19 protein-coding genes are annotated in these 26731 nt (G+C 71.8%); 11 read left to right on the top strand and 8 right to left on the bottom strand.

All coding sequences use genetic code 11. The features are described from left to right. Positions 1-42 precede the first annotated feature (42 nt). Positions 43-1506 carry a WGR domain-containing protein gene (locus tag CP982_RS02280; RefSeq protein WP_229879244.1) on the top strand — a complete coding sequence of 488 codons (1464 nt, stop codon included), beginning with the start codon at positions 43-45 and terminating at the stop codon, positions 1504-1506. 25 nt (positions 1507-1531) lie between these two features. On the opposite strand, the gene CP982_RS02275 is transcribed toward CP982_RS02280, so the two are convergent. After that, positions 1532-2704, bottom strand: coding sequence for an agmatine deiminase family protein (locus CP982_RS02275; protein WP_150508893.1), 1173 nt, complete (start codon positions 2702-2704; stop codon positions 1532-1534). A gap of 301 nt (positions 2705-3005) precedes the next feature. Between CP982_RS02275 and CP982_RS02270 the strand changes: the two genes are divergently transcribed. Together CP982_RS02270 and CP982_RS02265 are read left to right on the top strand one after the other, a co-directional pair. Beyond that, positions 3006-3587 carry a TetR/AcrR family transcriptional regulator gene (locus tag CP982_RS02270; RefSeq protein WP_150508892.1) on the top strand — a complete coding sequence of 194 codons (582 nt, stop codon included), beginning with the start codon at positions 3006-3008 and terminating at the stop codon, positions 3585-3587. Between the two features lie 152 nt (positions 3588-3739). Next, complete coding sequence (locus CP982_RS02265; RefSeq protein ID WP_229879242.1) at positions 3740-4420, top strand: pyridoxamine 5'-phosphate oxidase family protein; 681 nt, start codon at positions 3740-3742, stop codon at positions 4418-4420. 82 nt (positions 4421-4502) lie between these two features. Here CP982_RS02265 and CP982_RS02260 read toward each other — a convergent pair whose 3' ends face one another. After that, positions 4503-5633: an NAD(P)/FAD-dependent oxidoreductase gene (locus CP982_RS02260; protein ID WP_150508891.1), complete on the bottom strand. Its 1131-nt coding sequence runs from the start codon at positions 5631-5633 to the stop codon at positions 4503-4505. Between the two features lie 511 nt (positions 5634-6144). Continuing rightward, positions 6145-6288, bottom strand: a complete 144-nt coding sequence (locus CP982_RS41480) for a hypothetical protein (RefSeq protein ID WP_170316325.1) — start codon at positions 6286-6288, stop codon at positions 6145-6147. Between the two features lie 197 nt (positions 6289-6485). Between CP982_RS41480 and CP982_RS02255 the strand changes: the two genes are divergently transcribed. Both CP982_RS02255 and CP982_RS02250 read left to right on the top strand, forming a co-directional pair. Continuing rightward, positions 6486-9641 (top strand): lantibiotic dehydratase, encoded by a 3156-nt coding sequence (locus CP982_RS02255; protein WP_229879257.1) that lies wholly within the window; start codon positions 6486-6488, stop codon positions 9639-9641. After that, positions 9638-10945 (top strand): lanthionine synthetase C family protein, encoded by a 1308-nt coding sequence (locus CP982_RS02250; RefSeq protein ID WP_150508889.1) that lies wholly within the window; start codon positions 9638-9640, stop codon positions 10943-10945. Before CP982_RS02255 ends, CP982_RS02250 begins: the two co-directional genes overlap by 4 nt. Positions 10946-10997: 52 nt before the next feature. On the opposite strand, the gene CP982_RS02245 is transcribed toward CP982_RS02250, so the two are convergent. After that, on the bottom strand, positions 10998-11504 hold the full coding sequence (locus CP982_RS02245; RefSeq protein WP_184925637.1) for a carboxymuconolactone decarboxylase family protein: 507 nt from the start codon (positions 11502-11504) through the stop codon (positions 10998-11000). 202 nt (positions 11505-11706) lie between these two features. Here CP982_RS02245 and CP982_RS02240 point away from each other — a divergent pair, with 202 nt between their 5' ends. Genes CP982_RS02240 through CP982_RS02230 form a run of 3 tightly spaced genes read left to right on the top strand, consistent with a single transcriptional unit; the run spans position 11707 to position 14090 of the window. Beyond that, positions 11707-12870, top strand: a complete 1164-nt coding sequence (locus CP982_RS02240) for an MFS transporter (protein ID WP_150508888.1) — start codon at positions 11707-11709, stop codon at positions 12868-12870. A 54-nt stretch (positions 12871-12924) separates the two neighbouring features. Beyond that, the gene (locus CP982_RS02235; RefSeq protein WP_150508887.1) at positions 12925-13875 is read left to right on the top strand and encodes a MerR family transcriptional regulator; all 951 of its coding nucleotides are present in this window, start codon (positions 12925-12927) and stop codon (positions 13873-13875) included. A 5-nt stretch (positions 13876-13880) separates the two neighbouring features. Beyond that, on the top strand, positions 13881-14090 hold the full coding sequence (locus CP982_RS02230; RefSeq protein ID WP_229879256.1) for a hypothetical protein: 210 nt from the start codon (positions 13881-13883) through the stop codon (positions 14088-14090). A gap of 112 nt (positions 14091-14202) precedes the next feature. Here CP982_RS02230 and CP982_RS02225 read toward each other — a convergent pair whose 3' ends face one another. Then, entirely contained in the window at positions 14203-14748 is a 546-nt protein-coding gene (locus tag CP982_RS02225; protein ID WP_150508886.1) for a hypothetical protein, read from the bottom strand. Between the two features lie 556 nt (positions 14749-15304). Here CP982_RS02225 and CP982_RS42370 point away from each other — a divergent pair. After that, positions 15305-15448: a hypothetical protein gene (locus CP982_RS42370; protein WP_229879240.1), complete on the top strand. Its 144-nt coding sequence runs from the start codon at positions 15305-15307 to the stop codon at positions 15446-15448. 64 nt (positions 15449-15512) lie between these two features. Here the strand turns inward: CP982_RS42370 and CP982_RS02215 are convergent, their stop codons facing one another. Continuing rightward, positions 15513-21515 carry a non-ribosomal peptide synthetase gene (locus CP982_RS02215; protein WP_150508885.1) on the bottom strand — a complete coding sequence of 2001 codons (6003 nt, stop codon included), beginning with the start codon at positions 21513-21515 and terminating at the stop codon, positions 15513-15515. Positions 21516-21801: 286 nt separating this feature from the next. Beyond that, complete coding sequence (locus CP982_RS02210) at positions 21802-22983, bottom strand: serine hydrolase domain-containing protein (RefSeq protein WP_212669172.1); 1182 nt, start codon at positions 22981-22983, stop codon at positions 21802-21804. 711 nt (positions 22984-23694) lie between these two features. Here CP982_RS02210 and CP982_RS02195 point away from each other — a divergent pair. Beyond that, the gene (locus tag CP982_RS02195) at positions 23695-24432 is read left to right on the top strand and encodes a hypothetical protein (protein ID WP_150508883.1); all 738 of its coding nucleotides are present in this window, start codon (positions 23695-23697) and stop codon (positions 24430-24432) included. A gap of 139 nt (positions 24433-24571) precedes the next feature. On the opposite strand, the gene CP982_RS02190 is transcribed toward CP982_RS02195, so the two are convergent. Further along, positions 24572-25267 (bottom strand): VTT domain-containing protein, encoded by a 696-nt coding sequence (locus CP982_RS02190; RefSeq protein ID WP_150508882.1) that lies wholly within the window; start codon positions 25265-25267, stop codon positions 24572-24574. Between the two features lie 467 nt (positions 25268-25734). On the opposite strand from CP982_RS02190, the gene CP982_RS02185 reads away from it, so the two are divergent. After that, positions 25735-26688, top strand: a complete 954-nt coding sequence (locus tag CP982_RS02185) for an SDR family oxidoreductase (protein WP_150508881.1) — start codon at positions 25735-25737, stop codon at positions 26686-26688. Positions 26689-26731 lie beyond the last annotated feature (43 nt).

Raw genomic sequence — 26731 nt, 5'->3', positions numbered from 1 at the left:
CCGCCGGAATGGCCGTGGGTCCGCTTCGGGGAGGGGTCTGCCATGTCTGGGTCCGCCATGTCCGGTGCGCCGGAGTCGACGACGTATCTGGAGCTGTCGCAGGACGGCGGGGGCGCGCACAAGTTCTATGAGGTGACGGTCGCCGGCCTGCTGGTGACGGTGCGGTACGGACGGATCGGCGCCGCAGGGCAGATGCAGAGCACGACGTTCGCCACGGCGGAGAAGGCACGCGCGGCCGCCGCGAAGAAGGTGGGGGAGAAGGTCCGCAAGGGGTACGCCCCCGCGATCCCCGGACAGCGCGCGCCCCGTCCGGTGACTCGGCGTCAGGTGACCTCGGCGCCGTCCACCGCGCGGTCCGTGGCCCCCGTCCTCTGGCGGTTCCGCACCGGTTCCTCGGCGTTCGGCATCCACGTCGACGGCGAGCACTGCTGGGTCGGCAATCAGTCGGGTGAGGTGTACACCCTGGACCACGACGGCGGCGTCCTGGCCCGGTTCAGCCTGCCGGACGGCGTCAAGTGCCTGGTCGCCGACGACTTCTGGATCTACGCGGGCTGCGACGACGGCCGGGTCTACGACCTCTCGTCGAAGCTGCCGTTCGCCGCCTACGACATCGCGGCGGACGTCGACATCTTCTGGCTCGACATCCACGAGGGCCTGCTGAACGTGTCGGACCGCGACGGGCGGCTCACGGTCATCGACCACGAGGACGAACACCAGTGGGCCCGCCGCAGCCGGGGCGAGCACGCCTGGATGGTCCGCGCCGACGACCGGGCCGTCTACCACGGGCACTCCCGGGGCGTCACCGCCTACGCGCCCGACGGTGGCGGCGAGTTGTGGCACACCTCCACCCGCGGCGGAGTCCTGTTCGGCTGGCAGGAGGCCGAGGCTGTCTACGCGGGCACCGCACACCGCGCCGTCCAGCGGCTTTCGAAGACCACCGGCGCGATCGAGGCCACGTACGCCTGCGACAGCGCGGTGTACTCGTGCGCGGCCTCGCCCGGCGGCCGGTTCGTCTTCGCCGGTGACGCGGCGTCGTCCGTGTACTGCTTCGACCAGGACGGCACCCGTCTGTGGAAGCTCGGCACGGGCGGCGGTTCGGCCCTTTCGATGCAGTACCACGACGAGCGGCTGTACTTGGTGACCACGGACGGCTCGCTGGTCTGCGTGGACGCGAGCGACGCGGCCATCTCCGCGGCGGAGCAGGGCACGGTGCCGGTCGCGCGGGACGTCAAGCTCGCCGCCGCGGTGCCCACGTACGCGCCGGACACGGCCGTGGCCGCGGTGACCACCGTCGCCCACGCCCCCGCCGGAGCCATCGTCGTCGAGTGTGTCCAGGAGGGCGGCCGCCTGCGCGTGCACGTCGTGTCCGAGGGCTACGACTCCTCCTGGAGGGTCCAGTTCCCCCGTGCGATACGGGAGCCTGGAGTGCGCTATGCCGTGGACGCCCTGCACCCGGCGGCGGGCGGGTTCTACCGGGTGCGGGGGGAGATCCGGCGGCTGCTGTGACCCGGCGGGGGCGCGGCCGGGCCGGTCAGTCGGCGGGCTTGCCCGGCTCGTCGTGGGTCGAGCAGTGGATGCCGCCTCCGCCGGAGGCGATGGTGTCGATGCGGACAGGCACGATGTCCCGCTTGGGGAAGTGGTCCTGAAGGATGCCGCGAGCGCGGTCGTCGGCCTTCCGGTCGCCGAACTTCGGCATGAACACGGAGTCGTTGGCGATGTAGAAGTTGGCGTACGTCGACACGAAGTCGTCACCCTCACCCGTGATCTTGTCGAGGTCGGGCTGCGGCAGGTCGATGATCTCGAAGCGCCGCCCTCGGGCGTCGGTCGCCTTGCTGAGCACCGACCGCGCCTGGTCGGCGGAGCGGGACCAGGAGTCCGGGGGCGTGCCGGGGAACGCCTGGTCCAGGAGGACGACACCGGGCGCGGTGAACCGTACGAGGCTGTCCACGTGCGCGTCCGTGATGTCCTCGCCGCGCACGCCTGCCAGCCAGATCACCTTCTTCAGGCCGAGGGTTTCGAGCAGCTCGGCCTCGATCCGGTCGCGGGACTTGCCGCGGTTGCGGTTGTCGTTGACGATCGAGCTCTCGGTGATGAGCAGGGTGCCCTCGCCGTCGGTCTCGAAGGAACCGCCCTCGGAGACGAGCGGTGCCTTGACGCGGGGGATGTCGTACTCACGCAGGAGCGCGCGCCCCACCTGGCCGTCGTTGGTGTGCTCCTGCTTGTTGCCCCAGCCGTTGAAGTTGAAGTCGACGCCGACGGTTTCGCCGTCCTCCTCGACGAAGACCGGGACGGTGTCGCGGGCCCACAGGTCGTCCACGGCGAGCGGGATCACCTCGACCTGTGAGCCGCACGCCCGCTGCGCCGCCTTCAACTGGTCGGGCCGGGCCATCATCACGACGGCCTCGTACTCCCCGACGGCCCGCGCGATGCGGGCGATGTCCTCGCGTACGTAGGGCAGGTCCTCCTCCCAGACGGAGGCCAGTGCGGGCCACGACATGAACGTGCGCGTGTGGCTCTCCCACTCCGCGCCGAAGCGGCGCCCACCGTCCGTGGCCTTGGCCCGCTTGGTGCCAGTGCCGGTGTCCGATCCGGTCCGGGTGGACTTGTCGGAGCCGCATGCCGTGGTGGCGCCGAGCCCCAGCGCGCCGCCGATCGCGGCGAAGGCGCGCAGGGCCGCCCGGCGGGAGGGGGAGAGGTGGGACACGGTGCGCTCCGATTCATGGACGGACGAGCTGTCCAGTGGTGGGGGACAGGCGGCTACGCCCTCCACTGTGGTCCTGACTGGATTTTCAGTCAAATTGCTGGGATGGTGTGTCCTAGTTTATGGAGGTTTCTTGTGTATCGCATTGATGCTTGCGGAGGGGCTCGGTGCTCGACGTTCCCAATCTACTGAAAAGTAAGTCAGGGAGATGGTCACCGGCAGAGGCGAGGGTGCGCCCGGGCCTGAGCGGTGGTGGCAGCCCGCGGATCAAGCGGGGACAGGTGTCCGGATAGGGTTCATGGTCATGGCGTCACGCAGTACTCAGATCCTGGAAGCGGCCGCGCGGGTGATTGCCCGGCGCGGTGTCCGAGGGCTCCGCGTGGAGGAGCTCGCGGCCGAGGCGGGGGTCTCCACCGGCCTGATCTACTACCACTTCAAGGACCGCACGGGCATCCTGCGGCACACGCTGGAGTTCATCAACGAGCGGGCCGAGCGGTACACCGCCGCGCGCGGCGAGAGCGGAGAGCCGCTCAGTCCGCGAGAGGAACTGGACGAGGCGCTCCTCCTCGAGTTCCAGGACTCGCCGGAAGTGCGGGAGAACAGCACCGCCTGGGGTGAGTTGCGGGCGAGCGCCGTCTTCGACGCGGCCCTGCGCGAGGACCTGGCCCGCGCGACCCTGGTCTGGGTGCAGGACGTGGCCGGACTGCTCGGACGGGTGCGCCCGATGGCACCGGCGGCCACCCTCGCCGCCGCCGCGGAACGCCTCACCGCCCTCCTGGAGGGTCTGAGCATGCGCTGGCTGAGCGGCGGCCTGTCCCTCGACCACGCGCGCGGCCTCGTCCGTGAGGCCGTCGACGCGGAGCTGGCCCGGCTGGACCGGTCGTGACGAAAGCGTAGGCGCTGAGCTGGGGCGAGGCTCAAGGGATTCCGCGCATGGGATGGCTGTCTACTACTGATTCCGTAGCTTGATAAGAGCGTTGCGCCGGATATCGTTGGCATTCGATCTGTGTCGAAAGCCGGCGCTCAGAAAGAGGCGACGTGACCGACGAACAACTGCCGTCCGCACTCCCGGAGACGGCCCGCACCCGCCACCGTCGCCTGCGCGAGCAAGGCAGCCGCGAGCGCGCCCGGCTCGACGCCGTCCTGGAGGCCGGATTCCTCTGTCATCTGGGCGTCGTCATCGACGGCACCCCGATGGTCGTGCCGACCGTCTACGGCAGTGACGGTCGGCATCTCTACTTCCACGGCTCCGTCGCCAGCCGCAGTCTGGTCGCCTCGCCCGAGGCGGCGGTGTGCGTGACCGTCACGCACGTGGACGGTCTGGTGCTCGCCCGCTCGGTGTTCGAGCACGGCGTCAACTACCGCAGCGCGATGATCTACGGAGTCCCGCGCCTCGTCACGGACCCGGAGGAGAAGCTGGCGGGCCTGTGGCGCCTGACCGAGCAGGCGGCACCGGGACAGTGGGACTACGCCCGGCAGCCGAACCGCAAGGAACTGGCGGCGACCGCGCTGCTCGCGCTCTCCCTCGAAGAGGCGTCGGTCAAGATACGCACCGGCGCGCCCGAGGACGGGGACGGGCCCGACGCCGCCCTCGGCATCTGGGCGGGAGTGCTGCCGCTGAACTCCACATGGGGCGAACCGGAGGCCGACCCCCTCCTGCCCACGGGCATCGCGCCGCCCGCGCACATCGCGGCTCGCGGCAACACCCCTGCCGATTAGCGGGGTGTGCTCATGGCCCACAGCTCTACGTGGAGTGCGGCGCCCGGCCGGAGGGGGTCGGCAGTGCGCGCGGGCTCGCCCGTCACAGTTCGTGGGCCGCGGGGATCACGACGTGGACATACGCCGCCGCGTTCAGGATCTCCTGCGCGTCGTCGACCGGGGGCTCGATCTTCTCCATGATCCACTTCTTGACGAGCTTGCCGTCGGCCCCGGTGGACTCGACCTCGCGGTCCCAGCCCCGGGTGAAGACCGCGCCCGCCCCGCCGAGGTCGATGTCGGTGACGTAGGGCCCGGGGGCGAAGTCGATGAGGGGAAGGCCGAGCAGGTCGGCGGCGGCGTTGTGGCCCGCTGTCTTGCCCAGCGGGACAGCGTACTGGCAGCTCTGCACGGTGACGTGCTCGGCGTCGAGCCGCGCGGCGGCCGTGTCGCCCGCCGCGAACACGGCGCCGGAGACCCGCAGTTGGGCGTCGACCTCCAGGCGGCCGAACCGGTCCCGGGAACCCTCGATCTGCGCGGTGAGCGGGCTCGCCCGCAGTCCGGCCGTCCAGATGACCGCGTCCGCCTCGGTCCACGTGCCGTCCGCCAACTGCGCGGAGCCCTCCTTCACCGCGGTCACGGTGGTGCCGAGGCGCCGCTCCACGCCCAGTCGGTCGAGGGCGGCCTCGATCGCCGGGCGAGGCCCTTCGCCGAGTTCCGGGCCGACGACGGGGTTCCGGTCCACCAGGATGACCCGGCCGCGCGCGGCCAGTTCCGTGGACACCTCCAGGCCGGTGAACCCGGCGCCGACGACCACCGCCGTGAAGTCGGTACGGTCGCGCAGGTGTTCCTTGAGGGCGACGGCACCGGCCAAGGTGTCGACGTCGAAGACGAGGTCCGCCCCGGGCACCTCCGGGCGGATCAGCTGACTGCCCGTCGCGAGGACCAGACGGTCGTACGTGAGCACATCGCCGTCGCTGGTGACGACTTGACGGCCCGTGGTGTCGATCTCCGCCACCGTGGCCTGGACGTGTTCGGCCCCGACCGGCTCCAGGACCCGCTTCAGGGGCACCACCGCGCGCTCCGGCTCGGCCTCGTACAGACGCGGTCGCAGCACCATGTCCGTGTGGGGCGACACGAGTGTGATCCGTATGTCGGCGTCGCCGCGCACCCGGGCTGCCGAGGCGGCGCTCCACACGCCCGCGAAGCCACCGCCGACGATCACGATGTGGTTCATTCTCTCTCCTTGGTCGGGTTCCCTCGATGGGTCCGCCAGAGAGACAACGCGGAAGCGTCAGTTGTGACAGGACGCGCGGAAGTTGCTCAGGATGGGCCGCCGAGCAGGCCGAAGGTCGGCCGGTGGCGCCCGCCCTTCGCACCGGCCTGCGCTGCGCGACGCGACGGCCTCACGGGCCGCGGGGGCGTCCTGACGCGATCCGCACCCCAAAGCGAGCAGCGGAATTACTGAAATGCGGGCAGGCTAATATCTCCGCTCCGCAGGTTTGCCTGCGGATTCGGCGGGGGAAATGGTGTGGTTGCGGCGATGGGAGTCGGGCGCTCTTTTGCGGTGTGCTGAAGTGAGCGTTATCGATAAAATCCTGCCGCGTCAATGGTACTGCCAAGGATGTCCGCCTGTGCCGGGCGTTCTGCCCGAAAGGGCAATGCCCGTCGCCTTCGGCGCCCAGGCGCAGGAGCCGGCCCCGGCAGTACGGGGCCACCGGGGCCGGCCGCCGCTCACATGGCCTGCCTCAGCAGATCGAGCAGGTCGTGCAGGTGCGGAAACAGGACTCCTCACCGGAGATGGCGCCCGCGGCACTGTCGGACGCGATGTCCTGTATGGCGGTCTCGGTCAGGTCGATGTCGAAGAGGTCCTGCGTCATGTTCTCAGACATGGGAATTCCTTCCTGTGGAACCTGTCGAATCGCCGCCATTCGACGGCAGAATCGGAATCTAGGTACGGATAGAGGACGGAGTCAAGGGGTTCCGGGAGGGGTGTGCCGGGGTTAGTGTGGCGACATTCCCGCGGGAGGTGGAATCAGGAATTCCGCAGTCCGTTTCATGGTGCATCGAGTAAGGGGGCGTGGCAGAGATGCGGCGTGGCCACAGCGTGGAACCGGTGTTTCGCTGCGCGGACGGAGTGCTTCTGCGGACTCCGCTCCTGGCCCGGCCGAGGGTCCGCGCGACCTGGTGGGACGGTGCGGCGGCCCGGTCGGACGAGACCGGCGAGACCGGGGCGGAGCCCGCTGAACTCCGTGCCCGCCTCGTGGAGTTGCTCGCCGACGAGCGGTTCCGCGAGGCCGTAGAGGTCTCCAGCCCTTCACTCGCCCGCACCGTCGACGCCGTGCTCGCGGACGCGCCCGTATCCGCGTCGGATCTGCGCAAGGCCCATCGGGCCGTGACGCGCTACCTGCTCAGGGCCGCGTCGCGCCCCACCCCCTTCGGCCTGCTCGCGGGCGTTCTGTGGGGATCCTTCGGCGAGGCCACGAAGGGGGAGCTGACCGGCGCGGGGCACAGGGCGGCACGGCCCGACGCCGGTTGGCTGGCCGGGCTGATCGCCGAGTGGGAACGCGACCCGGCCGTGCACCAGGGCCTGAGCGTGGTGGTGAACGGGCTGTGCTTCGTGCGCGGCGGCCGTCTCGTCCTGCCGTTCGCCCCGGCGGGCCCGGACGCCGCGGGACCCGGCTCCGACACCCCGTCCAGCGAGAACCGCCCCAGGTCCCGCACGCTCCGCTACACCCCCGTCGTGCGCGCCGTGGCCGAGGCCGCGGCCCTCCCCATCCCCTGCGGCGAACTGATCCGGCAGGTCGAGACGCTCTTCCCCGGCGCGCCCGAAGGCGCCGTGGCCGGTCTCGTCGCCCAGCTGATCGGGGCGGAGGTGCTCCTGACAGAGCTGCGCCCGCCGCTGGACGCTCCCGATCCGCTGGCACACGTCGAGGCGCTGCTCCCGGCCGCCGCCCCCGCCGCCCAGTGGATCGCCGAACTGCGTGCGTCGCTGGACGACTATCGCCGTACGCCGCTGGGGGAGGGAAGGGAGGCCTGGCGCACAGCACTTGAGCGGGCGGCCGCAGGCCCCGCCTCGACCCCGGAGCGCCCGGCCGCGCACGCCGTCCAAGTCGACCTGCGCCTGGAGGGCACCGCCGTGCTCTCGCACTCGGTGGCCGCGGAACTGGAGCGCGCCGCCGCCGCGCTGTGGCGCCTCTCGCCGCCGAGTCCTGGCCGACTGACCGCGTACCACCAGGACTTCGTGGAACGGTACGGCCTCGGGCGCTATGTGCCCGTCAAGGAGGTCCTCGACCCCGACATCGGCCTCGGCGCCCCGGCCGGATACCGGCTGCCCCCGAGCCACCGCCCCGAGCCGGGGCCCGTGCCCCTCGGAGCCGTACGCCAGCGCCTGCTCCTCGGACTCGCCGCCGAGGCGCAGGCGCGCGGGGCGCGTGAGGTCGTCCTGGACGAGAGCTGGCTGCGCAGGTTCGAGGAGGCCGACCGCGACGAGGCCGCCGACACCGTGCGCCCGCCGTCGCTCGAACTCGTCGTGCAGATCGCGGCGGAGTCGGCCGCCGCCGTGGACCGGGGCGACTTCACCCTCGTCGTCGTGGGCGCGGCCACCACGTCCGGGGGCCACATGGGCCGCTTCGCACACCTCTTTCCGCCCGCGCGGACCGAGGAGATCCGGCACACGGTGCGGGCCGCGCGCGCGACCACCGGACGGCTGCCCGTCCAGGTCCACCACCAGGCGTCGCACCACCGGCACGCCAACGTGGCCCAGGTGCCGACCTGGCTGGACGGGCGCCTGGTCGTCGGCGCTCACCCCGGCCCCGCCGCGCCGGGCGTCACCGACCTCACGCTCGACTCCATCGCCGTCTGCGCCGACTCCGAAGGCTTCCGGATCGTGTCCACGGAACTCGGGCGCGAGGTGACTCCGTCGGCGCTCCACGTGCTCAACCGCGAACTGACCGCGCCCAACGCGGTGCGCTTCCTCATCGAGGCCGCCGCGTTCGGCCGCAGGCAGTGGCGGCTGTGGGAGTGGGGCGCCGCGGAGGACCTGCCGTTCCTGCCCGCCGTGCGCACCGGTCGCACCGTGCTCAGCCCGGCCCGCTGGCGGCTCGAGGCGACCGGTCTGCCCCTCGGCGAGTGGCGCGCCCTGTGGCGCGTGCCCGACCACGTCCAGCTCACCCTCGGCGACCACCGCATCCCCCTCAACCTCACCGTCCCCGCGCACCAGGAGATCCTCCGCCGTGAATGCGAGCGCACGGGCGCGGCCGTGGTCCACGAACTGGCCCTGGGCCAGGACACCGACAGCGGCTGGCTGCACGGGCCCGGCGGCGCCCACGAGGCGGAGGCCGTGGTGACGCTGACCCCCTGCGGACCGCAGCCGGACGAGGCAACCACCCGCGCCACACGACCGGTGGCGCGGCGCGGCACCGGCGAGATCCCACCCGGCGGCCCCTGGCTGTACGCGACGCTCTACACCTCCGCCGAGCGCCAGGACGAGCTCCTGACCGGCCCGTTGCGCGACTTCCTCACCGAGCTGGGCTCCCCGCCCGCCGGACCCGGGGGCGTCGACCGCTGGTTCTTCATCCGGTACGCCGATCCGGACCCGCACCTGCGGCTGCGCCTGCACGGCGACCCGGCCCTGCTCAACGGAGTCGTCCTGCCCCGACTGCACGACCTGGCCGGTCAGTTGGCCGCCGGCGGGCTCGCCCGGGGCCTGCGCCTGGACAGCTACGCCCCCGAGACCGAGCGCTACGGCGGCCCGGCGCTGCTCACCGCGGCCGAGGAGGTGTTCCACGCTGACAGCCGCCTGGTCCTGGAGCGGCTCGCGGCCCCCACCGACGACCGCGTCCTGACCACCGCGCACGACGTGACCGAGCTGGTACGGGCCTTCCACCGGGGCTACGGCGGCGACTGGCGGCGCTGGCTCACCGCTACGTACCCCAAACGCGAGCAGCACCACAAGGCGTTCGCGGCTCGCAGACGGGCGGCGCTCGCCAGGATCACACCGAGCGGCCCGCCGGACCCGGTGGCACAGCCGCACCTCGTGGCACTTGAGCGCTTCGGACGGCTCGTCCGGGCACAGGAGGAACAGGGTGCGCTGAGCGTCTCTCCGGACGCGGTGCTCGCCTCCCTCGTCCACATGCACTGCAACCGGCGCCTTGGAACGGACCGCACGGCCGAGGCGCAGACCCTGGCGGTGGCCCGCGGCGCGGTCCAGGCGCACCTCGACCGGGAAAGGGCCGGAGCATGACCGAGCACCTCGTCGCGCGGCTCGCGGACCGCCTGGCCGACCCGGCCGCGCTCGCCGCGCGGGTGACCGCCGCCGAAACCCCCGGCCTCGCCGAGACCCGCTCCCTGTGGCACGCCCAGTCCCTCGCGGACGGCCACGCAGGAGTGGCACTGCTCTTCGCGGCGCTCGCCCACGGCGATCCCGGCCACGCCAGGGTCGCGCACGCCCATCTGTCGGCGGCGGTCACGAAAGTGAGCAGGCCCGCCCGGGAGGGACTGTACGCGGGGCTGCCCGCGGTCGCCTTCGCCGCACGGACCGCCGTCACCCGGCCCGGCGAGTACGGCGGGCTCCTCACCAAGCTGGACGGCCAGGTCGCCCTGCTGGCGCGCCGACTGGTCGCGGAGGACGCGCCCCGCGTGGCGGCGGGGACGGCCGGGGCCAGGATGGCCGGGTACGACGTGGTCGCCGGGCTCTCCGGCATCGGCCGGCTGCTCCTGGCGGCCGGGCCCGAGCACCGGGACACCACAGAGCTGGTCCTCGCCCACCTCGTCGCGCTCACACGGCCGGTCACCGGACCGGGCGGAAGGACCGTGCCCGGCTGGTGGACCGGCGACCCGATCCTGTTCAGCGAGCCGGACGGGATCCCCGGCGGGCACTTCAACGCGGGCCTCGCGCACGGCGTCCCCGGCCCGCTCGCGCTGCTGTCCCTCGCCCACCGCGCGGGCGTGTGCGTACCGGGCCAGGAGCAGGCCATCCGTACCGTCGCCGAGTGGCTGCTCGCCCGCCGCAGCCCCGACGGCGTCGGCTGGCCCAACGTCGTCCCCCTGGAAGCCGAGCTCGCGGCCGCCTCCGGGACGAGGCCCGGCCTCGCCGAGGCCCGCACCGGCTGGTGCTACGGCACGCCCGGCGTCGCCCGGGCCCTCCAACTGGCCGCCCTGGCCCTGAAGGAACCGGACTGGAACCGGCAGGCGGTGGCCGCGGTGGCCGCGACCTGCGACCGGCCGGGCGGCGCCCGCGCCTCCGGCGACCCCACGCTCTGCCACGGCCTGGCGGGGCTCACCACGATCGTGACCCTGATGGCCCGCGAGCCCGGGGGAGCGGAACTGGCGCCACGGATACCGGAGCTGACCGAGGCCCTGGCCCGCGCGGCCGATCCGGCCCACCCCTTCCTCTGGCCCGCCGCCGCGCCCGGCGGCTCCGCCGTGGTCCACCGCCCCGGCTTCCTCGACGGGGCGGCGGGCACCGCGCTCGCCCTGCGCTACGCGACGGCGCCGGACGCGCCTCTCGGCGAACTTCCTTGGCAGGCGGCGCTGTTGCTGTGCTGAGCCGCTCCTGGACATGAGGGTCGCGTGACCGAACCCGTCCCGGCGCCTGCGGCTACTTCCACGGATCGCTGAACGAGCGACCGGGCACGGGCTTGGCGATGAGCGCCACCGGGATGAAGAAGTTGACCTGGCCGATCGCGAACATCAACGTGGCCAGCGCCTTGGGCTCGTAGTGCTCGGCCGCCTCGGCGTACAGCTCGTCCGAGACCCGCTCACCGTGCGCGGACGGCTGGAGCACCGCCTCGGTGAGGGCCAGCGCCGCCCGCTCGGCAGCGCTGAAGTACGGCGAGTCCTGCCAGGAGGCCACCGACGTGATCCGCTCCTCCGACTCCCCGGCCTTGCGCAGGAATCCGGTGTGCAGAACGGTCAGGTAGGTGCTGCCCGCGATCTGGCCCGCGCGCAGCTGCACCAGGCTGATCGTGGAACGCGGCACCGAACCGTTGCCGGTGACCTTGAACAGCGCGGCCGACACCGCCGCAAGCTCGGGGACCAGCTCCGCGGGGTCGTCGGTCATCCGCGGGGCCATCGGGATCTCCGCCGTGATCGATCGTGCTTCCATCGCCATCTCCTGAGGTGTTCGTAGGGCCGCTGCTGGCCTGCTGAGGACCGTGCATCGCGCGGTCACTGCCATGACGGATGGCGACGGAGGAATGTGACCGGGGGAGGCGGCCTTTTGTTTTCGATTCCGTGATCCGGGGTTCCGACGTCGGCCCGTCGCCCGGGCGCGGGTACGTCAAGAACCCCATGGGGAACAGGACGTGATGAGAGGTGAACTGCTGCTGTGGGGTGTCGTCGCGCTCGCCAGCAAGGCCCCGGTGGCCATGGCACCCCTGGCTTTGGTCTTCCTGAGCAGACAGAGCGCGGGCGGCTACACCCTCGGTGCGACCCTGGCCTCCACGTACGTCGTGGGGGAAGTGGCGGGCGCGGCCGTGCTCGGGCCCCGACTGGGCCGCGGCGGGATGAGGCGGCAGCTGTCAGCAGGGCTCGCGGTGGGAGCGCTCGCCTTCTGCGCCACGGCCTTCGCGGGGTCCGCCCCCGCTCCGGTGCTCATCGGGCTCGCCCTCCTGGCCGGTGCGGCACCGGCCGCCTGCCCCGGCGGCATCCGCGCCCTGCTCACCCGGCTCGTGGCCGACGGCGCCGTGCCCCGCGCCTTGGCCGCCGAGACGACGTTGACGCAGCTCACCTGGGCGGCGGCGCCCGCGCTCGTGGTCTTCCTGGCGCTCCAGGTGCACACCGGAGCCCCCTTGACGCTGGGCGCCCTGCTCGCGGCCACCGCCTCGTACCTCCTGCTCAGACTGCCGGAATCGCAGGATCCGGCCCCTGCCGGACCTGCCGCGCCGCCGCTGGCCCGGACCCTGCTCTCCGCCTGGCCCGTCTATCTCACCGGCGCGGCCTCCATGGCGATGCTGGCCACCGCCGAACTGGTCCTGCCCGCCCTCCTGGAGGAGCGGCGGATCGCGGTGGGGTGGTCGGGACCGCTGCTCGCCGGATTCGCACTGGCCGGCGCCGCCGGTGCCCTCTGCCACGGCCTGCGCGCCTGGCCCGGCTCCGTACGGGCACAGAGCCTGCTGCTCCTGGCCTGCACGGCGGGGTGCCTCTTCCTGATCACCGTCCTGCCCGCCACGCCGGGCATCGCCGTCGGCCTGCTCCTGGCGGGCTTCTTCCAGTCCGGCGTGATGATCACCCGCAATCTGAGCCTCCGCGGACACCTGCCGCCGCATGCCCACGCCGCCGCGTACTCCGTCCTGTACGCGGTCGGAGCCGTGGGCTACAGCCTCGCCGCCGTCCTGTCCGCCGTGGCGCTCGACCTGGCGAGCGCGTCGGCCGCGATCCGCTGCGGGGTCGTCGTCACCCTGCTGCTCACGGCCGTCAGCGCGCTGGCCGAGCGACGGCCCGTACGCCGACCCCGCGGCACGACGAGGTAGCGCTCCGCCCGCACCGCTTGAGTCTCCCGTCGGGGGAGACCTCAAGCTGGGGACATGCACAGCGACACCTTCTACTCCATCGGAGAGCTGGCGCGCCGCACCGGCCTGACGGTGAAGGCGATCCGGTTTTACTCCGACAAGGGCATCGTCCCTCCGGACGGCCGCAGCCCGGCGGGCTACCGGCTGTACGGCCCGGACGCGCTCGCCCGCCTCGGTCTCGTCCGGACGCTGCGCGAGCTGGGGCTCGACCTCGCGACCGTACGCAAGGTGCTGGACCGGGAGGCGACCCTCTCCGAAGTCGCCGATGCGCACGCCGACGCCCTGGACGTACAGATCCGGTCCCTGCGCGTGCGCCGGGCGGTCCTGCGCGCCGTCGCCCAGCGCGGCCCCACCCCCATGGAGATGGACCTCATGCACCGACTCGCCACGCTCTCCCGGGCCGAACAGCGCCGCCTGGTGGCCGAATTCATCGACGCCGTCTTCGCGGACGGCGAGCCCAACCCCGAGTTCGCGGGCCTGATGCGGTCCGTCATGCCGGAGCTGCCCGACGACCCGTCCCCCGAGCAGGTCGCAGCCTGGGCCGAACTCGCGGAACTGTGCCGGAGCACGGAATTCCGCTCCGCGGTACGACGCGTCGCCGAGGACCAGGCCCAGGAGCCCTCCCCGGAAGCGGTCGGCGACCTGCACGACGGCCTCAACCGGGCGATGCGCGAACGCATCGAGGAGGCCACGGCCATCGGCGTCCTCCCGGCCTCCGTCTCGGCCGCGGCGCTCGCCGACTCGCTGAGCGACCTCTACGGCTACGCGTTCGCGCGCGCCGGTGACGGCGATCTGCGCCGCTGGCTCCTCGCCCGCCTCCATCTGACCGCTGATCCGCACGTCGAGCGGTACTGGCGGCTCCTGGCGACGGTCAACGGCTGGCCCGCATCGCCGACGCTGGCTCCCGTGTACACCTGGTTCACCACGGCCCTGCCGGAGGCCTGCGCCGTGGAGGCGACGTCTTGAGCCACGTGGGGAGTTCCCTGAAGTACGACACGCTCCAGGCCCTCGGCGTGGGACTCGTCGTCCTCGGGGGCAGGGGAGCGGTCCGCCAGCTCGTCGACCATGACAGCGTCGGACTGCTGAGCCGACTGCCGGGCAGGTTCGCGGTCGGTGTCGGCGTCTACGTCGTCGCCGTACTCGTCGGCGCGGTGGTCGCGGGACGGGCCGCGGGCGGCTGAGGGAGGCCCCGTGACGCTCCCCGCCCGCGCCGACGCGGGCCGCCTCCGGTGGGGAGGCGGCCCGCTGTGCATGCCAGGGGGGCGGCCTGGGGCCGCGTACGGGTACTAGCCGCTAGCAGGCCTTGACATAACCCACGGGAGCCCAGTTGCCGTTGGCTCCGTAGGGCGCGGGCCTGGTGTGGGAGAGGAACCGCTTGTTGTAGTCGTACCAGCTGCCTTGCCGGCCCGGGGTCTGGTTGTTGTACCAGGAGCCGCCGCTGCGCCAGGCGCTGGGCTTCTTGTAGAGCACGTTGCACCGGTACCACTCGCGTTCCTGGCCGGTGTAGTTCCTGCCCGAGTAGCCGCACAGCCGCTTCTCGGTGCAGGTGTGGCGGGCGGTGTCGGCGGTGCCCTCGGCCCGGCTGCCGTTCAGCTCCCGCACGTACTTCTCGCCGGGCAGCGGCACGAGGAGCCTGCCGTCCGCGTAGCTGATCTCGTTGGCGGCGGTCTGCTTCCCGCCGTCCTTCGCCAGGAGGGCGTCGATCGTGTTCTGCAGCTCGGTGGCCTCGGACGCGGACAGGCCGGAGTCCATGGCCTGGCCCTGGAAGGCGGGCTGACCGGCCTGGGCCGCGGGGGCGGCCAGTGCCACGCCGCCGCCGAGGGCGATCGAGACGGTCAAGAGAGTAAGGCTCTTGCGAAGATTCATCTGCTGGCTTTCTGTGTAGACGCTTCGGTCTGTGATGCCGCGCCCCCGGTACGCCCTGCCTCATCGCGGAAGCAGGGCGTACGCAAGCAAGGAGGGGCCCGCGGATGATCCGCATAAGGGGCTCTGCCACCCCCCTTGCCGGGACACGGCGCTGAGGCCGTGCACCAGGGATTCCAGCGCCCCCAGCTTTGTCCGGCAGCCCGCTTTCGAGCTACGGGACAAAAGAGCGTTGCCGCTGGGGCGGCGGGGGCTCGCGTGGGACCCGCGCGTGCCGTGCCGACGTCGACGAGACCGCCTTCGACGCCGACCGGGGGCCTTACCGGAACCAGTCCCGTGCCACAGGGGTGTGATGGGATCGGAGAGACCTCCGACGACCTGCTGGGAGCCTGATCCTGATGTCCGTACACCCGTCCCTGACGCGCGCACTGGCCCAGGCCTTGGCCGACGTCTTGTGGTTCGTCGACGGTTGTACGGAGGATCAGATGGATCCGGACGACGCGGTCAGGTCCTTGAGGGCGTCGCGCACTTGGTGAGCGAGTTGTCCCGCGAACCGCGGGACGAGTGGGCCGATCTGCTGAAGGAGATGGCCGAGTCGGAGGCGGACCCGGCCCGGCGTGCCTTCCTGGAAGGCTTCCCGGACGGCTTCGGGCTCGTGGACGAAGGCGTGGACTGACGTCACCTGGCACGGCGGGTTCCGCCGTCACGCGCGCGGGGCGGCGGAACCCGGAGCGGCCGCGCTAGTGGGGAAGGCTCTGCCAGAACGTCGTCATCATGTGTCGGTCCACCGTGGGGAGGTCCACGCCGAGGCGCTCCAGGGTGCGCAGCGTACGGCTGTTGTCGCTCGTGTCGAGCGGAGTGGTGCGGCCGGAGCGTACGGCGGCGGCGTCCTGGTCGAGGAACTGCCGGAACACGCTCAGGTAGGGGAGGAACGGCAGTTCACGCCCGGTCTCGCCCGCCTCGTGCAGGCGGTGCAGGAAGCGGTCGAGGGACACCGGTTCCGAGCGGGTGCCGTACAGGTCGTCGTACACCTCCATGAACGCCCGCGGATGCGTCGTCCGCGCGTGGTGCAGGTGATGCACGGCACCGGCGGAGTCGTCGAAGGCGAGCGCGACCAGCGCGCGGGCCGTCACGTCCACGGGCAACAGATCCGCCCCGACCGCCGCGTCCCGCGGGTAGCAGCCCAGCTCGGCGCAGGTGACGAGGAGACGGCAGAACATGTCGTCCTGGTTCACGACGCCCCGACCGGCGTCCGCCCACACCCGGCCGAGCCGGTACACACGCGCTGCGGCCCCGCGGTCGGCGGCGTCCTGGACCATGCGGTCGGCCACCCACTTGCTCGCCGTGTAGCCGTCGGCCGCCGCGTGCCGCACCCCCGTGGTGGGGAAGTCCTCGGTGATCCGCCGCGCGGTCCCGGCGCGCCCGAAGACCCCGATCGTCGACACGTGGTGGAGACGCTTGGGCGTCCCCTCGGCCATGAGCCGCAGCAGGCTCCCGGTGCCACCGACGTTCGCGGCCTTGAGGCGGTCGTACGGCGACAGATGGTGGACGTACGCGCCCGCGTGGACGATCGTGTCGACGCCGTCCCGCAGCCGTCGCCACACCGCCGGGTCAAGCCCGAGGCCGTCATCGGCCAGGTCCCCGCACACCACGTGCACGCGCCGCCCACCGCTGCCGACGGAGATGCCGTACGACCGCAGCACGTCGTCGAGGCGCGCCCGTCCGGCCTGCGGCGACGCCGCGCGCACGAGGCAGTGGACGTCGGCGTCGGTCCGCTGAAGGAACTCCCGGAGCAGGAAGGCGCCCACGAACCCGGTGGCGCCGGTGAGCAGGACACGGCCGGGCCGGGCCCCGAACCGCACACCGGCCGGGAAGCGGAGGGAAGGCGCCAGCCGTGCCTCGCTCTCGGGCACCGGGGCGTCGACCGGCGCCGCTGCGCCCGTCTCCAGCGTCGTCAGGAGGGCGTCGAGCCCGCCGGGCGTGGGCGCGGCCAAGAAGTCCCGCACCGGTACCCGCACACCCGACTCGTTCTCCACCCGGGCCAGCAGCCGCACGGTCAGGAGCGAGTGCCCGCCGAGGTCGAAGAAGTTGTCGTCGAGCCCGACGCGAGCGGTGGCTTCCAGGACCTGCGCGAACAGCGCGCACACCTGCTCCTCGCGCGGTGTGCCCGGAGCCCGGTACGGCGTCGCCGAGGTGAAGTCGACCTCGGGCAGTGCCGTGACGTCGAGCTTGCCGTTGGGCGACAGGGGCAGCCGCGGCAGCAGGACGAACGCCGCGGGCACCATGTACTCCGGCAGCCTCCGCGCCACGAACTCCCGCAGGTCCGAGGTGGTGAGGTCACCCGTGGCCGGCGCGGGGACGGCGTAGGCGATCAACTGCTCGCCGCAGGTGCCGGTGCGGGCGGTCACCGCGGCCCGGGCCACGCCCGGGTGAGCGGTCACCGCCGCCTCCACCTCGCCCGGCTCGATCCGGAAGCCACGGATCTTGACCTGCGCGTCGGCGCGACCGACGTACTCCAGGTCACCGGCCTCGTCCCAGCGGGCCAGGTCTCCCGTGCGGTACACGCGCGCCCCCGCCGGACCGTAGGGGTCGGCCACGAACCGCTCCGCGGTCGGGCCGGGACGGTCGTGGTAGCCGCGCCCCACACCGGCACCGCCGATGTACAGCTCACCCACCGCGCCCCGCGCCATGGGGGCGAGCCCCGGGCCGAGGACGTACGCCCGCAGGTTCCCCAGCGGACGGCCGATCGGCACGCCCCCGGCGTAATCGGTCCCGGCCTCCAGGACGTGAGCCGTGGTGTAGAAGGTCTCGCTGGGGCCGTAGGCGTTGACGACGCGGGCCTCGGGCCAGTGCGCCCGGACCCGCTCCACCAGCGTCGATGTCAACGCCTCACCGGCGAACACCAACGCCTTCGGCTGCATCCGGTCACCGAGGCGGTCCACCAGCTCCGTGAACGCGGAGGGCACCGAGCTGACGACGTCCACCTCCCACGCATCGCGCTCGGTCAGCGCGAGGACGTCACGGACGAGTTCGACGCCGCCGCCGGTGGTGAGGGTCGAGAACAGCTCGAACGCGGCGACGTCGAAGCCGATCGAGGTGCTGGCGAGCATCCGCCGACCGCGCGCCACACCCACGTGCCGGACCAGGTCGGCCAGGGCGTTGACGAGGTTGGCGTGGGTGATGCCCACGCCCTTCGGCAGACCCGTCGAGCCCGAGGTGTACACCTGGTAGGCCAGGTGGTCCGGGCGCAGGGGGTGGACGCGGTCGCCGTCGTCAAGGTCGGCGCCGGAGTGCGCGGAGACGTCGGCGCGGTCGAGGCGCAGCAGCGGCGCGTCCTGCCCGGGGAGCACGTCGGCCGTCGAGGTGTCGGTCAGGACCAACCGCGGCCCCGCGGTGTCGAGGACGTGCGTCAGACGCGCGCTCGGGTGACTCGGGTCGACCGGCACATAGGCGGCACCGGCCTTGATGACGGCGAGCAGCGCGACCACGAGCTCCGGCGTGCGCGGCAGGGCCACGGCCACGGTGTCGTCGGGCCCGATGCCCCGGCTCACCAGGGCACGGGCGAGCCGGTTGGCGCGTTCATTCAGCCGCGCGTAGGTCAGCCGCTCGCCGTCGCACAGCACCGCGACGGCGTCCGGGGTGCGGGCCACCTGTTCCTGGAACAGACCGGTCACGGTCCGGCCGCGCACCTCGGTCGTGGTGTCGTTGAACCGGTTGAGGACCAGGTCGCGCTCGTCCGCGTCCAGGATCTCAAGGGCCGTGAGCGGTGTGTGCGGATCGTCGGCGAACTGCTGGAGGACGCGCCCGAGCCGGGCCCCGATCCGCTCGACCTCCTCGGCGGTGAACACGCCCTTGTGGTACTGCACCCCCAGGCCCAGGCGCATCTTCGCGTCAGTGGACCCGGCGATCGCCAGCGGGTAGTGGGTGCCGCTGAGCACGCGCATGCCGGTGACGGCGACGCCCGCCGAGGTGTGGGCGTCGGTGAGACCCTCGCGGTCGACGGGGAAGGACTCCAGGAGCACCATCGAGTCGTACAAGGTGCCCAGGCCCACGGCCTCGTGGATCTCGCTCAGGCTGTGATGATGGTGGTCCATCAGTACGGTCTGGTGCTCCTGCAGCCGCCTCAGCACCTCCGCGAGCGTCTCCTGGGCGGAGTAACGCACGCGCACCGGAAGGACGTTGATGAAGAGTCCGACCATGTTCTCCGACTCGATGAGCTGAGGCGGCCGACCGACCACCGTGGTGCCGAAGACCACGTCCTCACGTCCGGTCAGATGGCCGAGGATCACACCCCAGACGCCTTGGAGCAGGGTGTTGAGGGTGATGCCCAACTCGGTGGCGCGGCGGTGCAGAGCGTGCGACGTCGCCGCGGCGACGGGAATCTCCAACCCGCCCAGACCGTCGCTCTGCTCCTGCGCTTCGGTGGCGGCGAGCCTGGTCGGCTCCGTGACCCCCTCCAGCTCTCGGGCCCAGGCCGCCGCGGCCGCCGCGTGATCCTGCCTGGCGAGCCACGCCAGGAAGTCGCGGTAGGGACGTACACGCGGCAGCGCGGAGGTGTCGCCCTCGGCCTGGTAGAGGAGGATCAGGTCGCGCATCAGGTGCGAGAGCGACCAGCCGTCGAACAGGACGTGGTTGACGGTCAGGACCAACTCGCTGTGCTCGGCGTCCATCCGGACGAGGGTCATGCGCAGCATCGGTGGACGGACGGGGTCGAAGTGCGCGGCGTGGTCGGCCGCAAGCAGCGCCTCGAGGTCGGCGGCGCGCCGTTCCTCGCCGAGGCCTCGCAGGTCGGCGACCTGCCAGGGCAGTTCCACGTGGTCCAGGACGAGCTGCACCTGCTCGCCCGCGCTGTCGGTGACGAACGCGGTCGTCAGGTTCGGGTAGCGGCCGAGCAGCGCCTGACCCGCGGCGCGCATGCGTTCGGGGACCACGGCGCCGGACAGGTGCAGGACGAACTGGACCTGGTAGGCGTCGAAGGACGACCCGGCCACCGCACTGTGGAAGAGGATGCCGGACTGCGCCGGGGTGAGCGGCCATACGTCGACGAGGCCGGGGTGGCTCTCCTCCCAGGCCTCCAGATCGCGCTGGTCGACGGTCACCAGGGGCACGTCCGAGGGGGTGAGGCCGCCCGCGCCCGGCCGGGCGGCGTGGCGGGCCAGGCCCTTCAGGGCGGTGGCCCACAGGTCCGTCAGCTCCCGCACCTCTTCGCGGGTGAACAGACCGGCCGGGTAGTCGAGCTTGGCGACGAGCTGCGGGCCCTGTGCGCTGTCCAGGACGTAGGAGTTGACCTCGATCGGGGCCAGGGCGGGCATGTCCGCGTCCAGCTCCGGAGCCAGCCCTTCCGCGTCCGCCGCGATCGTCCAGCCCGTGTCCCGTTCGCCGCCCGGCGCGACGGTGAGCCGCCCGAGCGGCACGTCCGGAGAGGCCGCCGCGGCACGCAGCACGGCGACCAGCCGGTCGGACAGGTTCCGGATGTCGTCCGCGGTGTACGCGGCGGTGTTGGCGTCCACGCACACGTACAGGTCACTGGCGGGCCGCCCGTCGAAATGCAGGGTGCATCGCAGCTCGTCGACCGGGCCCATCGGTGAACCCGGCAGCATGTGTGCCGTCGTGCCCGCGAAGTCCAGCTCCCGGACGAAGGTGAGGATGTTGAGGGTGGTGCCGAAGGGGCTGAACAGCGAAGTCGGGTTCGCCGATGGGTGCGTGTCGCGGCGGGCGTCGTTGATCTGGTGCGCGCTGTGCCGCCGCACGCTCCTCGTCTCCTCGGACACCCCGCGTGCGAGGTCCGCGAACGTGCAGGACAGCGGTATGTCGAAGCGCAGCGGCACGAGACTCCCCTGCGAGCCCCATAAGTCCTTCGTGACATCCGTGCGGCCGGAGGCCGACAGGGTGACGGTGAAGTCCTGTCGCCCGCCCAGGTGGCGGAGGCAGACACCCGCCGCCGTCGTCATGAACGTGGCCAGGGACACTCCGACGCTGCCCGCGGTCGCCCGCCAGGCGTCGACCTCCGCGCGTGGCACCGTAACCACGTGGCGGATGAGGGACGGAGCGGCCGCAGTGCGCCTGCCCGGCAGGCGCAGCGGCCCGGGCGCGCCGCTGAGGTAGTCCCGCCAGAAGGCCGAGTCCTCCGCTAATCGCGTTGACTCGCGACGGCGTGCTTCCTCACGGGTGATACGAGTGATACAGCCGATACGGGCGCTTCCGGCGGGCAGTTCCGGTCCGCCGACCGGTGCGTCCGGCGGCGGAGCCCCGCCCACCAGAGCCCGATAGCACGCGGCGACGCGCTCGGGCAGCAGCCGTAGAAGGGTGTAGTCGTCGGCCACCAGATGATGAGCGCTCAGAAACAGCACCCGTCGTACGTCCGACAGCCTGATCACGCCTGCTCGGAACAGTTCCCCGTGCTCCGGGTCGAAGGGCCGCCGCTCGCTCTCGGCGGCGAGTGCGTCGGCCGCCTTCTCCGGATCGTCCGCCTCGCTCACGTCGAGCACGGCCGGCTCCCACGAGTCCGCGCTCTCCTCCCGGACGACCTGCCGCAGTTCGCCGTCGACAGTCCGGAAGTCGACTCGTGCGGCCGTGTACGCGCGGTAGGTCTCGCGCACCGCCGCGATCAGCGCCTCTTCGTCGACCGCCCCATCGAGAAGCCAGCGCGAGCCGTTGTTGTTCGGTATGTCCGGGGCCAGTTCCTTCGCCCGCCAGAATCCTTCTTGAGCAGCTGGAACACCTAATGAACCCAACGAGACCATCCCCCTGGTCACCTGTGGTGGCCCACGTGAGATACGGGGCCTACGGAGGGCCGCTCCGGCCCGCAGCCGTCTCCGAGCGCGCCCGTCGTGCAGTTAAGGGAAGGCGGCCGGACGGTGTCCAGGCGGAAAGGACCGGTGACAGGGGGACGGCCGCGAACGGTATACGACCGGAGCACCCCGTCAGGCAGAGGCACGGCGAAGCGCGTCCATGATGGCCGCTCTGCCCGCGACGGCGGGCGGCGCCAGGGGTGTCCTGGCACCGAGACACGGGGTGGCCCCGCGGCGCTCAGCCAGTGCGGGCCGCACCCGGCGCGGGCTTGCCGAACATGGCGCACAGCGTCGCGGACTGCAGCGCCCTGGACGCCGTGGCCAGGGCGGGGAAGGCGTCCGGGAACTCGGCGAACGCCTCCGTGGAGATGAGGACGCTCGCCGTGCGCTTGCCGGTGGGGTCGGTGAGGTGGGTGCTGAGGTAGCCCGGGATGCCACCGTCGTGGGACCACACCGTGCCGCACTCGGTGGTGAGGGTCTCGATGCCGAGGCCGTAGCCGGGCCCCTTCGGCCGGTCGGGGAAGATCGGCACGGTGGTGCGCAGCTGCGCCAGTTGCGCGGCGGGCAGGAGCCTGCCGGACATCAGCGCGGTGGAGAAGCGGTCCCAGTCGCGGGCGGTGGACACCACCGCCCCGGCCGCCCCGCCCCACGAAGGACTGTTGGCGGAGACATCCACATGCCCCGCGCGGGGGACCCCGGCGTAGTCCCGGAACTCGGTCGGCACACCCGGTGGCATGTGCGTCGCGTCGGGTTCGTAGCCGCGGGCGTGCGGGCCGCGCCAGGTGGAGTCCTCGGCGTAGTACGTGTGCTTCAGACCGAGCGGCCGGGCGATCCGGTCGCGGACCAGCTCGGCCAGGCTGTTGCCAGTGGCATTTTCCAGGACGGCACCCACGGCGGCGTAGTTCGTGTTGCTGTACGACCACTTGGCGCCGGGGGCGAAGAGGGGATCGTGGCGTACGCCCACGGCGAGGAGTCGCTCCGAGGTCCACCGCCGTTGGTCCTTGCCCAGGATGGACGGCAGGAGCGCGGGGTCCTCGGTGTAGTCGGCCAGGCCGCTGGTGTGGTTGAGCAGCATCCGCAGCGTGATCGCGTGGCCGCCCGGCACCTGGCCCGGCAGCCACTTGTCCACCGGGTCGGTCAGCGCGAGCTTGCCCTCGGCGGTCAGTTGCAGGACGAGGGTGGCCATCATGGTCTTGGTGTTGGAGCCCATCCGGAACTCATCGCTCAGCCGAAGCCGGTGCTCGGACCGGGCCCACGGCGCCTGTTCGGCGACCTCGACCGGCTTGCCGCGTCCGTCGTCCACCCGCACCATCACGCCGGGCGCCCCGGCGGCCACCACCTTCCGCGCCAACTGCGCCAGCCGGTCGCGCTGCTGTGCCCTGGAGCCACTGTCAGTGGCGGGCCCGTGGTGGGCCGACACGGCGGCTTCTTGAGTAGGTGATTGCGCGACCGCCTGCCCCGGTCCGGCCCCCAACCCGACCACGGTCAGGACGGACACCGCAGCCACGAGGCCCAGACGGCTTCCGCGGTGAACGAGTCGTTCAGCAGCGCCGGTTCGAGAGCGCGTACGCGCGGGAATGAAATGCGACCTGGTCGTCATGCCGGTCACCCTCGCGCACGGACGCCGGACGGGTCACTGGAGCACGCCACCTACTTGACGGTGGGGATTGCCCCCGTGCGAAGGCGGGCCGCCGGGCTCATCAGCACGCTGCCGGGGCGGCGAAAGGGGGGCCCTGCAGAAGGAGCCGCCCGGCGGAGTCGCCACCGAGCCGGCCGACCATGCGCTCGGACGCTCCCGCGGCGGACTGAGTGCGGCATCAACCGACTCAAGAGACACCGGGCCGTCGCCACGAGGTACGACGAACTTGCCGTCCGCTACGAGGCCACCGTCCACATCGCGGTCATCAACGAATGGCTGTGACCGGGTTTTCGGGGGACTCAACACCGACCGCGCACCTGCCGTCCATGAGGCGGCGCAATGCGAGACCGCTCAGCGGGCCGGGCGGTAGAGTCCGCCTGTGCGTTGATCTTCCGAGCGGTGACCAAGCGTCGCCGCAGACGGTGCGGGCGACCCTGATGAGCGGGGCCGCCCGGCTGGCATATCCAGCACCACAACAGTGGAGATCACGCAATGACTGCTCATGAGCCCCTCGCCTACGATGCGTTTGTCGAACTCGCCGCCGCTGATTCAGCTGTCGTCGGCCTTGTCCTCAAAGGATCCCGGGCCCACGAGGGCATGACCACTGAGTACTCCGACCACGACCTGTACGTCGTCCTCGCCGATGGTGCGAAGACGGACCTCACCCGGTTCACAGGACACCGCACCCCAGAACTCGACCTCGTCGTCCTCTCCCTCGTCGAGTTCCGCGCCGCGGGAATGCCCGGCTTCGAGCGGTACGCCCTTGCCCGCGCCAAGGTCGTGTTCGACCGGCTCGACGGAGTCATCGCCCAGATCCTGACCAGCAAGGCGCGGCTCGGCGCCGGTGAAGCCTTCCGGGCGGCGAGCGAGTGGCTCGATGCCTACGCCAACTCCCTCTACCGCTCGGTCAAGAACGACCGCGACGGACATGCCCTCGCGGCCCGACTCGACGCCGCCGACAGCATCCGGTTCCTGCTGGAGCTGCTCTTCGCCCTGGACCGGCGTCCCCGCCCCTACAACAAGTATCTGGAATGGGAGCTTGCCCGATTCCCGCTGCCCGGCTGGGACACCGGGTTGCTGCTCGACGCTGCGGACCACATCTCAGGCGCGGGCGACGTGACCACACAGCGTCGTCTCTTCGCCCAGGTCGAGGCGGCGGCCCGGCGGGCCGGGCACGGACCGGTGCTGGACGCATGGGGTGAAGACCTGTACCTGATGCGACCCCAGTAGAGGCGACCGCGGCAGCCCCAGCACCGCCACGCCTACCGCCCGAGGTTTTCGCGACGTGCCCGAGGGGCTCTGTCTCTCGGGCCTTCCTCCCGGGCTGGTGGTCCGGTCATGGGTTCTGGGGCGGCCGTGGCCTGCCCGGTCATCTGCTGCGTTTCGCGTGGCGGCCGTGTTGAGTCGTGGTGTGGCCGCTCCTTCGGGCGCGGGGTCCGGCGACGGATCCGGACTTACCGCGCGCCCTGAGGACTTCAAGTGCTACGGGGGCGACGGAGATCAGCACGATGCCGACGATGATGCCTTCGACGTGCTCCTTGATGAAGGCGATCTGGCCGAGCCAGTAGCCCGCGGCGGTGACGCCCGCGCCCCAGGCCGCGCCGCCGACGACGTTGTACGTCAGGAAGGTGCGGTACGTCATCGACCCCGCGCCCGCGACCATGGGCGCGAACGTCCGGACGATGGGCACGAAGCGGGCGAGCACGATGGCCTTCGGTCCGTGTTTGTCCATGAACTCGTGGGCGCTGTCGAGGTTCTCGCGCTTGAAGAGCCTGGAGTGAGGCCGGTTGAAGAGCTTCGGTCCGACGAACTTGCCGATGAGGTAGCCGACTTGGTCGCCGAGGATCGCGGCGGCCACGATCAGGGTGCAGACCAGCCACAGCGGCTGGGTGATGCGGGTGCCGTCCGCGACGAGCAGCCCTGCGGTGAACAGGAGTGAGTCACCGGGCAGGAACGCGAACAGCCCGGATTCGGCGAAGACGATGACCAGGATGCCGGCCAGGCCGAACTGTGCGATCAAGTGGTCCGCGGACAGCCACTCGGGCCCCAGCGCAAGCGTGTTCAAGGTTGCGGACTCTCCTCGGTCTGGCGGTGTATCGCGCGGCGACTCTAGCTGCTGGATCAAGTTACGAGACGTTTGTACCATTGTTTTGCCGCTCGCAATGCACCTGATGGCATCGGCTCACGGCGGGCCGGGCGAGGGCTTGATGCCGACGTATGGCATGGCTGCCTAGGTGCCACATCAGGGGATCTAGAGGAGAGGCGCGTCCTGGCGGCCGACTGCAAGCCGGGGGAGTGCCCTGTGGGTGAGTACTCCGGAAGCTGGCCCGTGCGGGGCATGGGCGATCCTTGCGCCTGCATAGGCTGTACGTATGTACTAGAATGAGTCGATGGTGGCGCGACCCTTGCTCCCGATTCAGTGCGGGCCTCGTCGCCCCAGGCGCGGAAGGCGTGCGGAATAGGACGTGATCTGGCCTATAGCGACCATATGCTCCGTTCACGTCACATCAAGGCAAATGAGGAGTTGTCGCCATGAATGCGGAGAAGGAGCCAAGCGCAGGCGGAGGGGCGGCGCTGTCCGGGAAGGTCGCGCTGGTCGCGGGGGCGACCCGCGGCGGAGGCCGGGCGATGGCCGTCGAACTGGGCCGGGCCGGGGCCACCGTCTATGTCACCGGCCGCACCGCCCGTGGCGCGGTGAGCGAGACGGGGCGTCCGGCCGAGACGGTCGAGCAGACCGCTGACCTGGTCACCGCGGCCGGAGGTGAGGGAATCGCCGTCATGGTCGACCACCTCCAGGACGCACAGGTGCGGGAGTTGGTGGCCCGGATCGAGCGCGACCACGGGCGCCTCGACATCCTCGTCAACGTGATCTGGGGCGGCGACCATCTCGTCGAGTACGGCAAGAAGGTCAGGATGTGGGAACACGACCTCGACAAGGGGCGGCGCATGCTGCGCCTGGGCGTCGAGTCCCACTTCGTCACCAGCCACTACGCCCTGCCGCTGATGATCCGGCGGCCCGGCGGCCTGGTCGTGGAGATCACGGACGGGACCGAGGAGCTCAACCACGCTCACTACCGCGAGCCCTTCTTCTTCGACCTGGCCAAGTACGCGCCGTTCCGGATGGTCAAGGCGCTGGCCCAGGAAGGCGAGGAGTACGGCTGCACGGCGCTCGCGCTCGCTCCGGGCTTCATGCGCACCGAGGCGGTCCTGGAGAAGTTCGGTGTCACCGAGGAGAACTGGCGCGACGCCTGCGCCACCAGCCCGGACTTCGCAATGTCCGAGACCCCCGCCTTCGTCGCACGGGTCCTGGCCGCGCTGGCCACCGACCCCGACGTGGCCCGCTTCAACGGCCGCTCCGTGTCCGCGGGCGGCCTGGCCCGGGAGTACGGCATCACCGACGTGGACGGCTCGGCCCCCGACCCGGCCCGCTACTTCGCCGAGGTCATGCGGACCGGGCAGCACCCCGACCCCGCCGACTACCGTTGACCCTCCGTGCTCTTTTTCGGCCTGCTCGGTGCCGCCCTCGTCC

The organism is Streptomyces spectabilis (assembly GCF_008704795.1).
GTDB classification, from domain to species: Bacteria; Actinomycetota; Actinomycetes; order Streptomycetales; family Streptomycetaceae; genus Streptomyces; species Streptomyces spectabilis.
The sequence above is the reverse complement of the archived record's forward strand: the minus strand, read 5'-3'. Positions and strand labels throughout refer to the sequence as shown.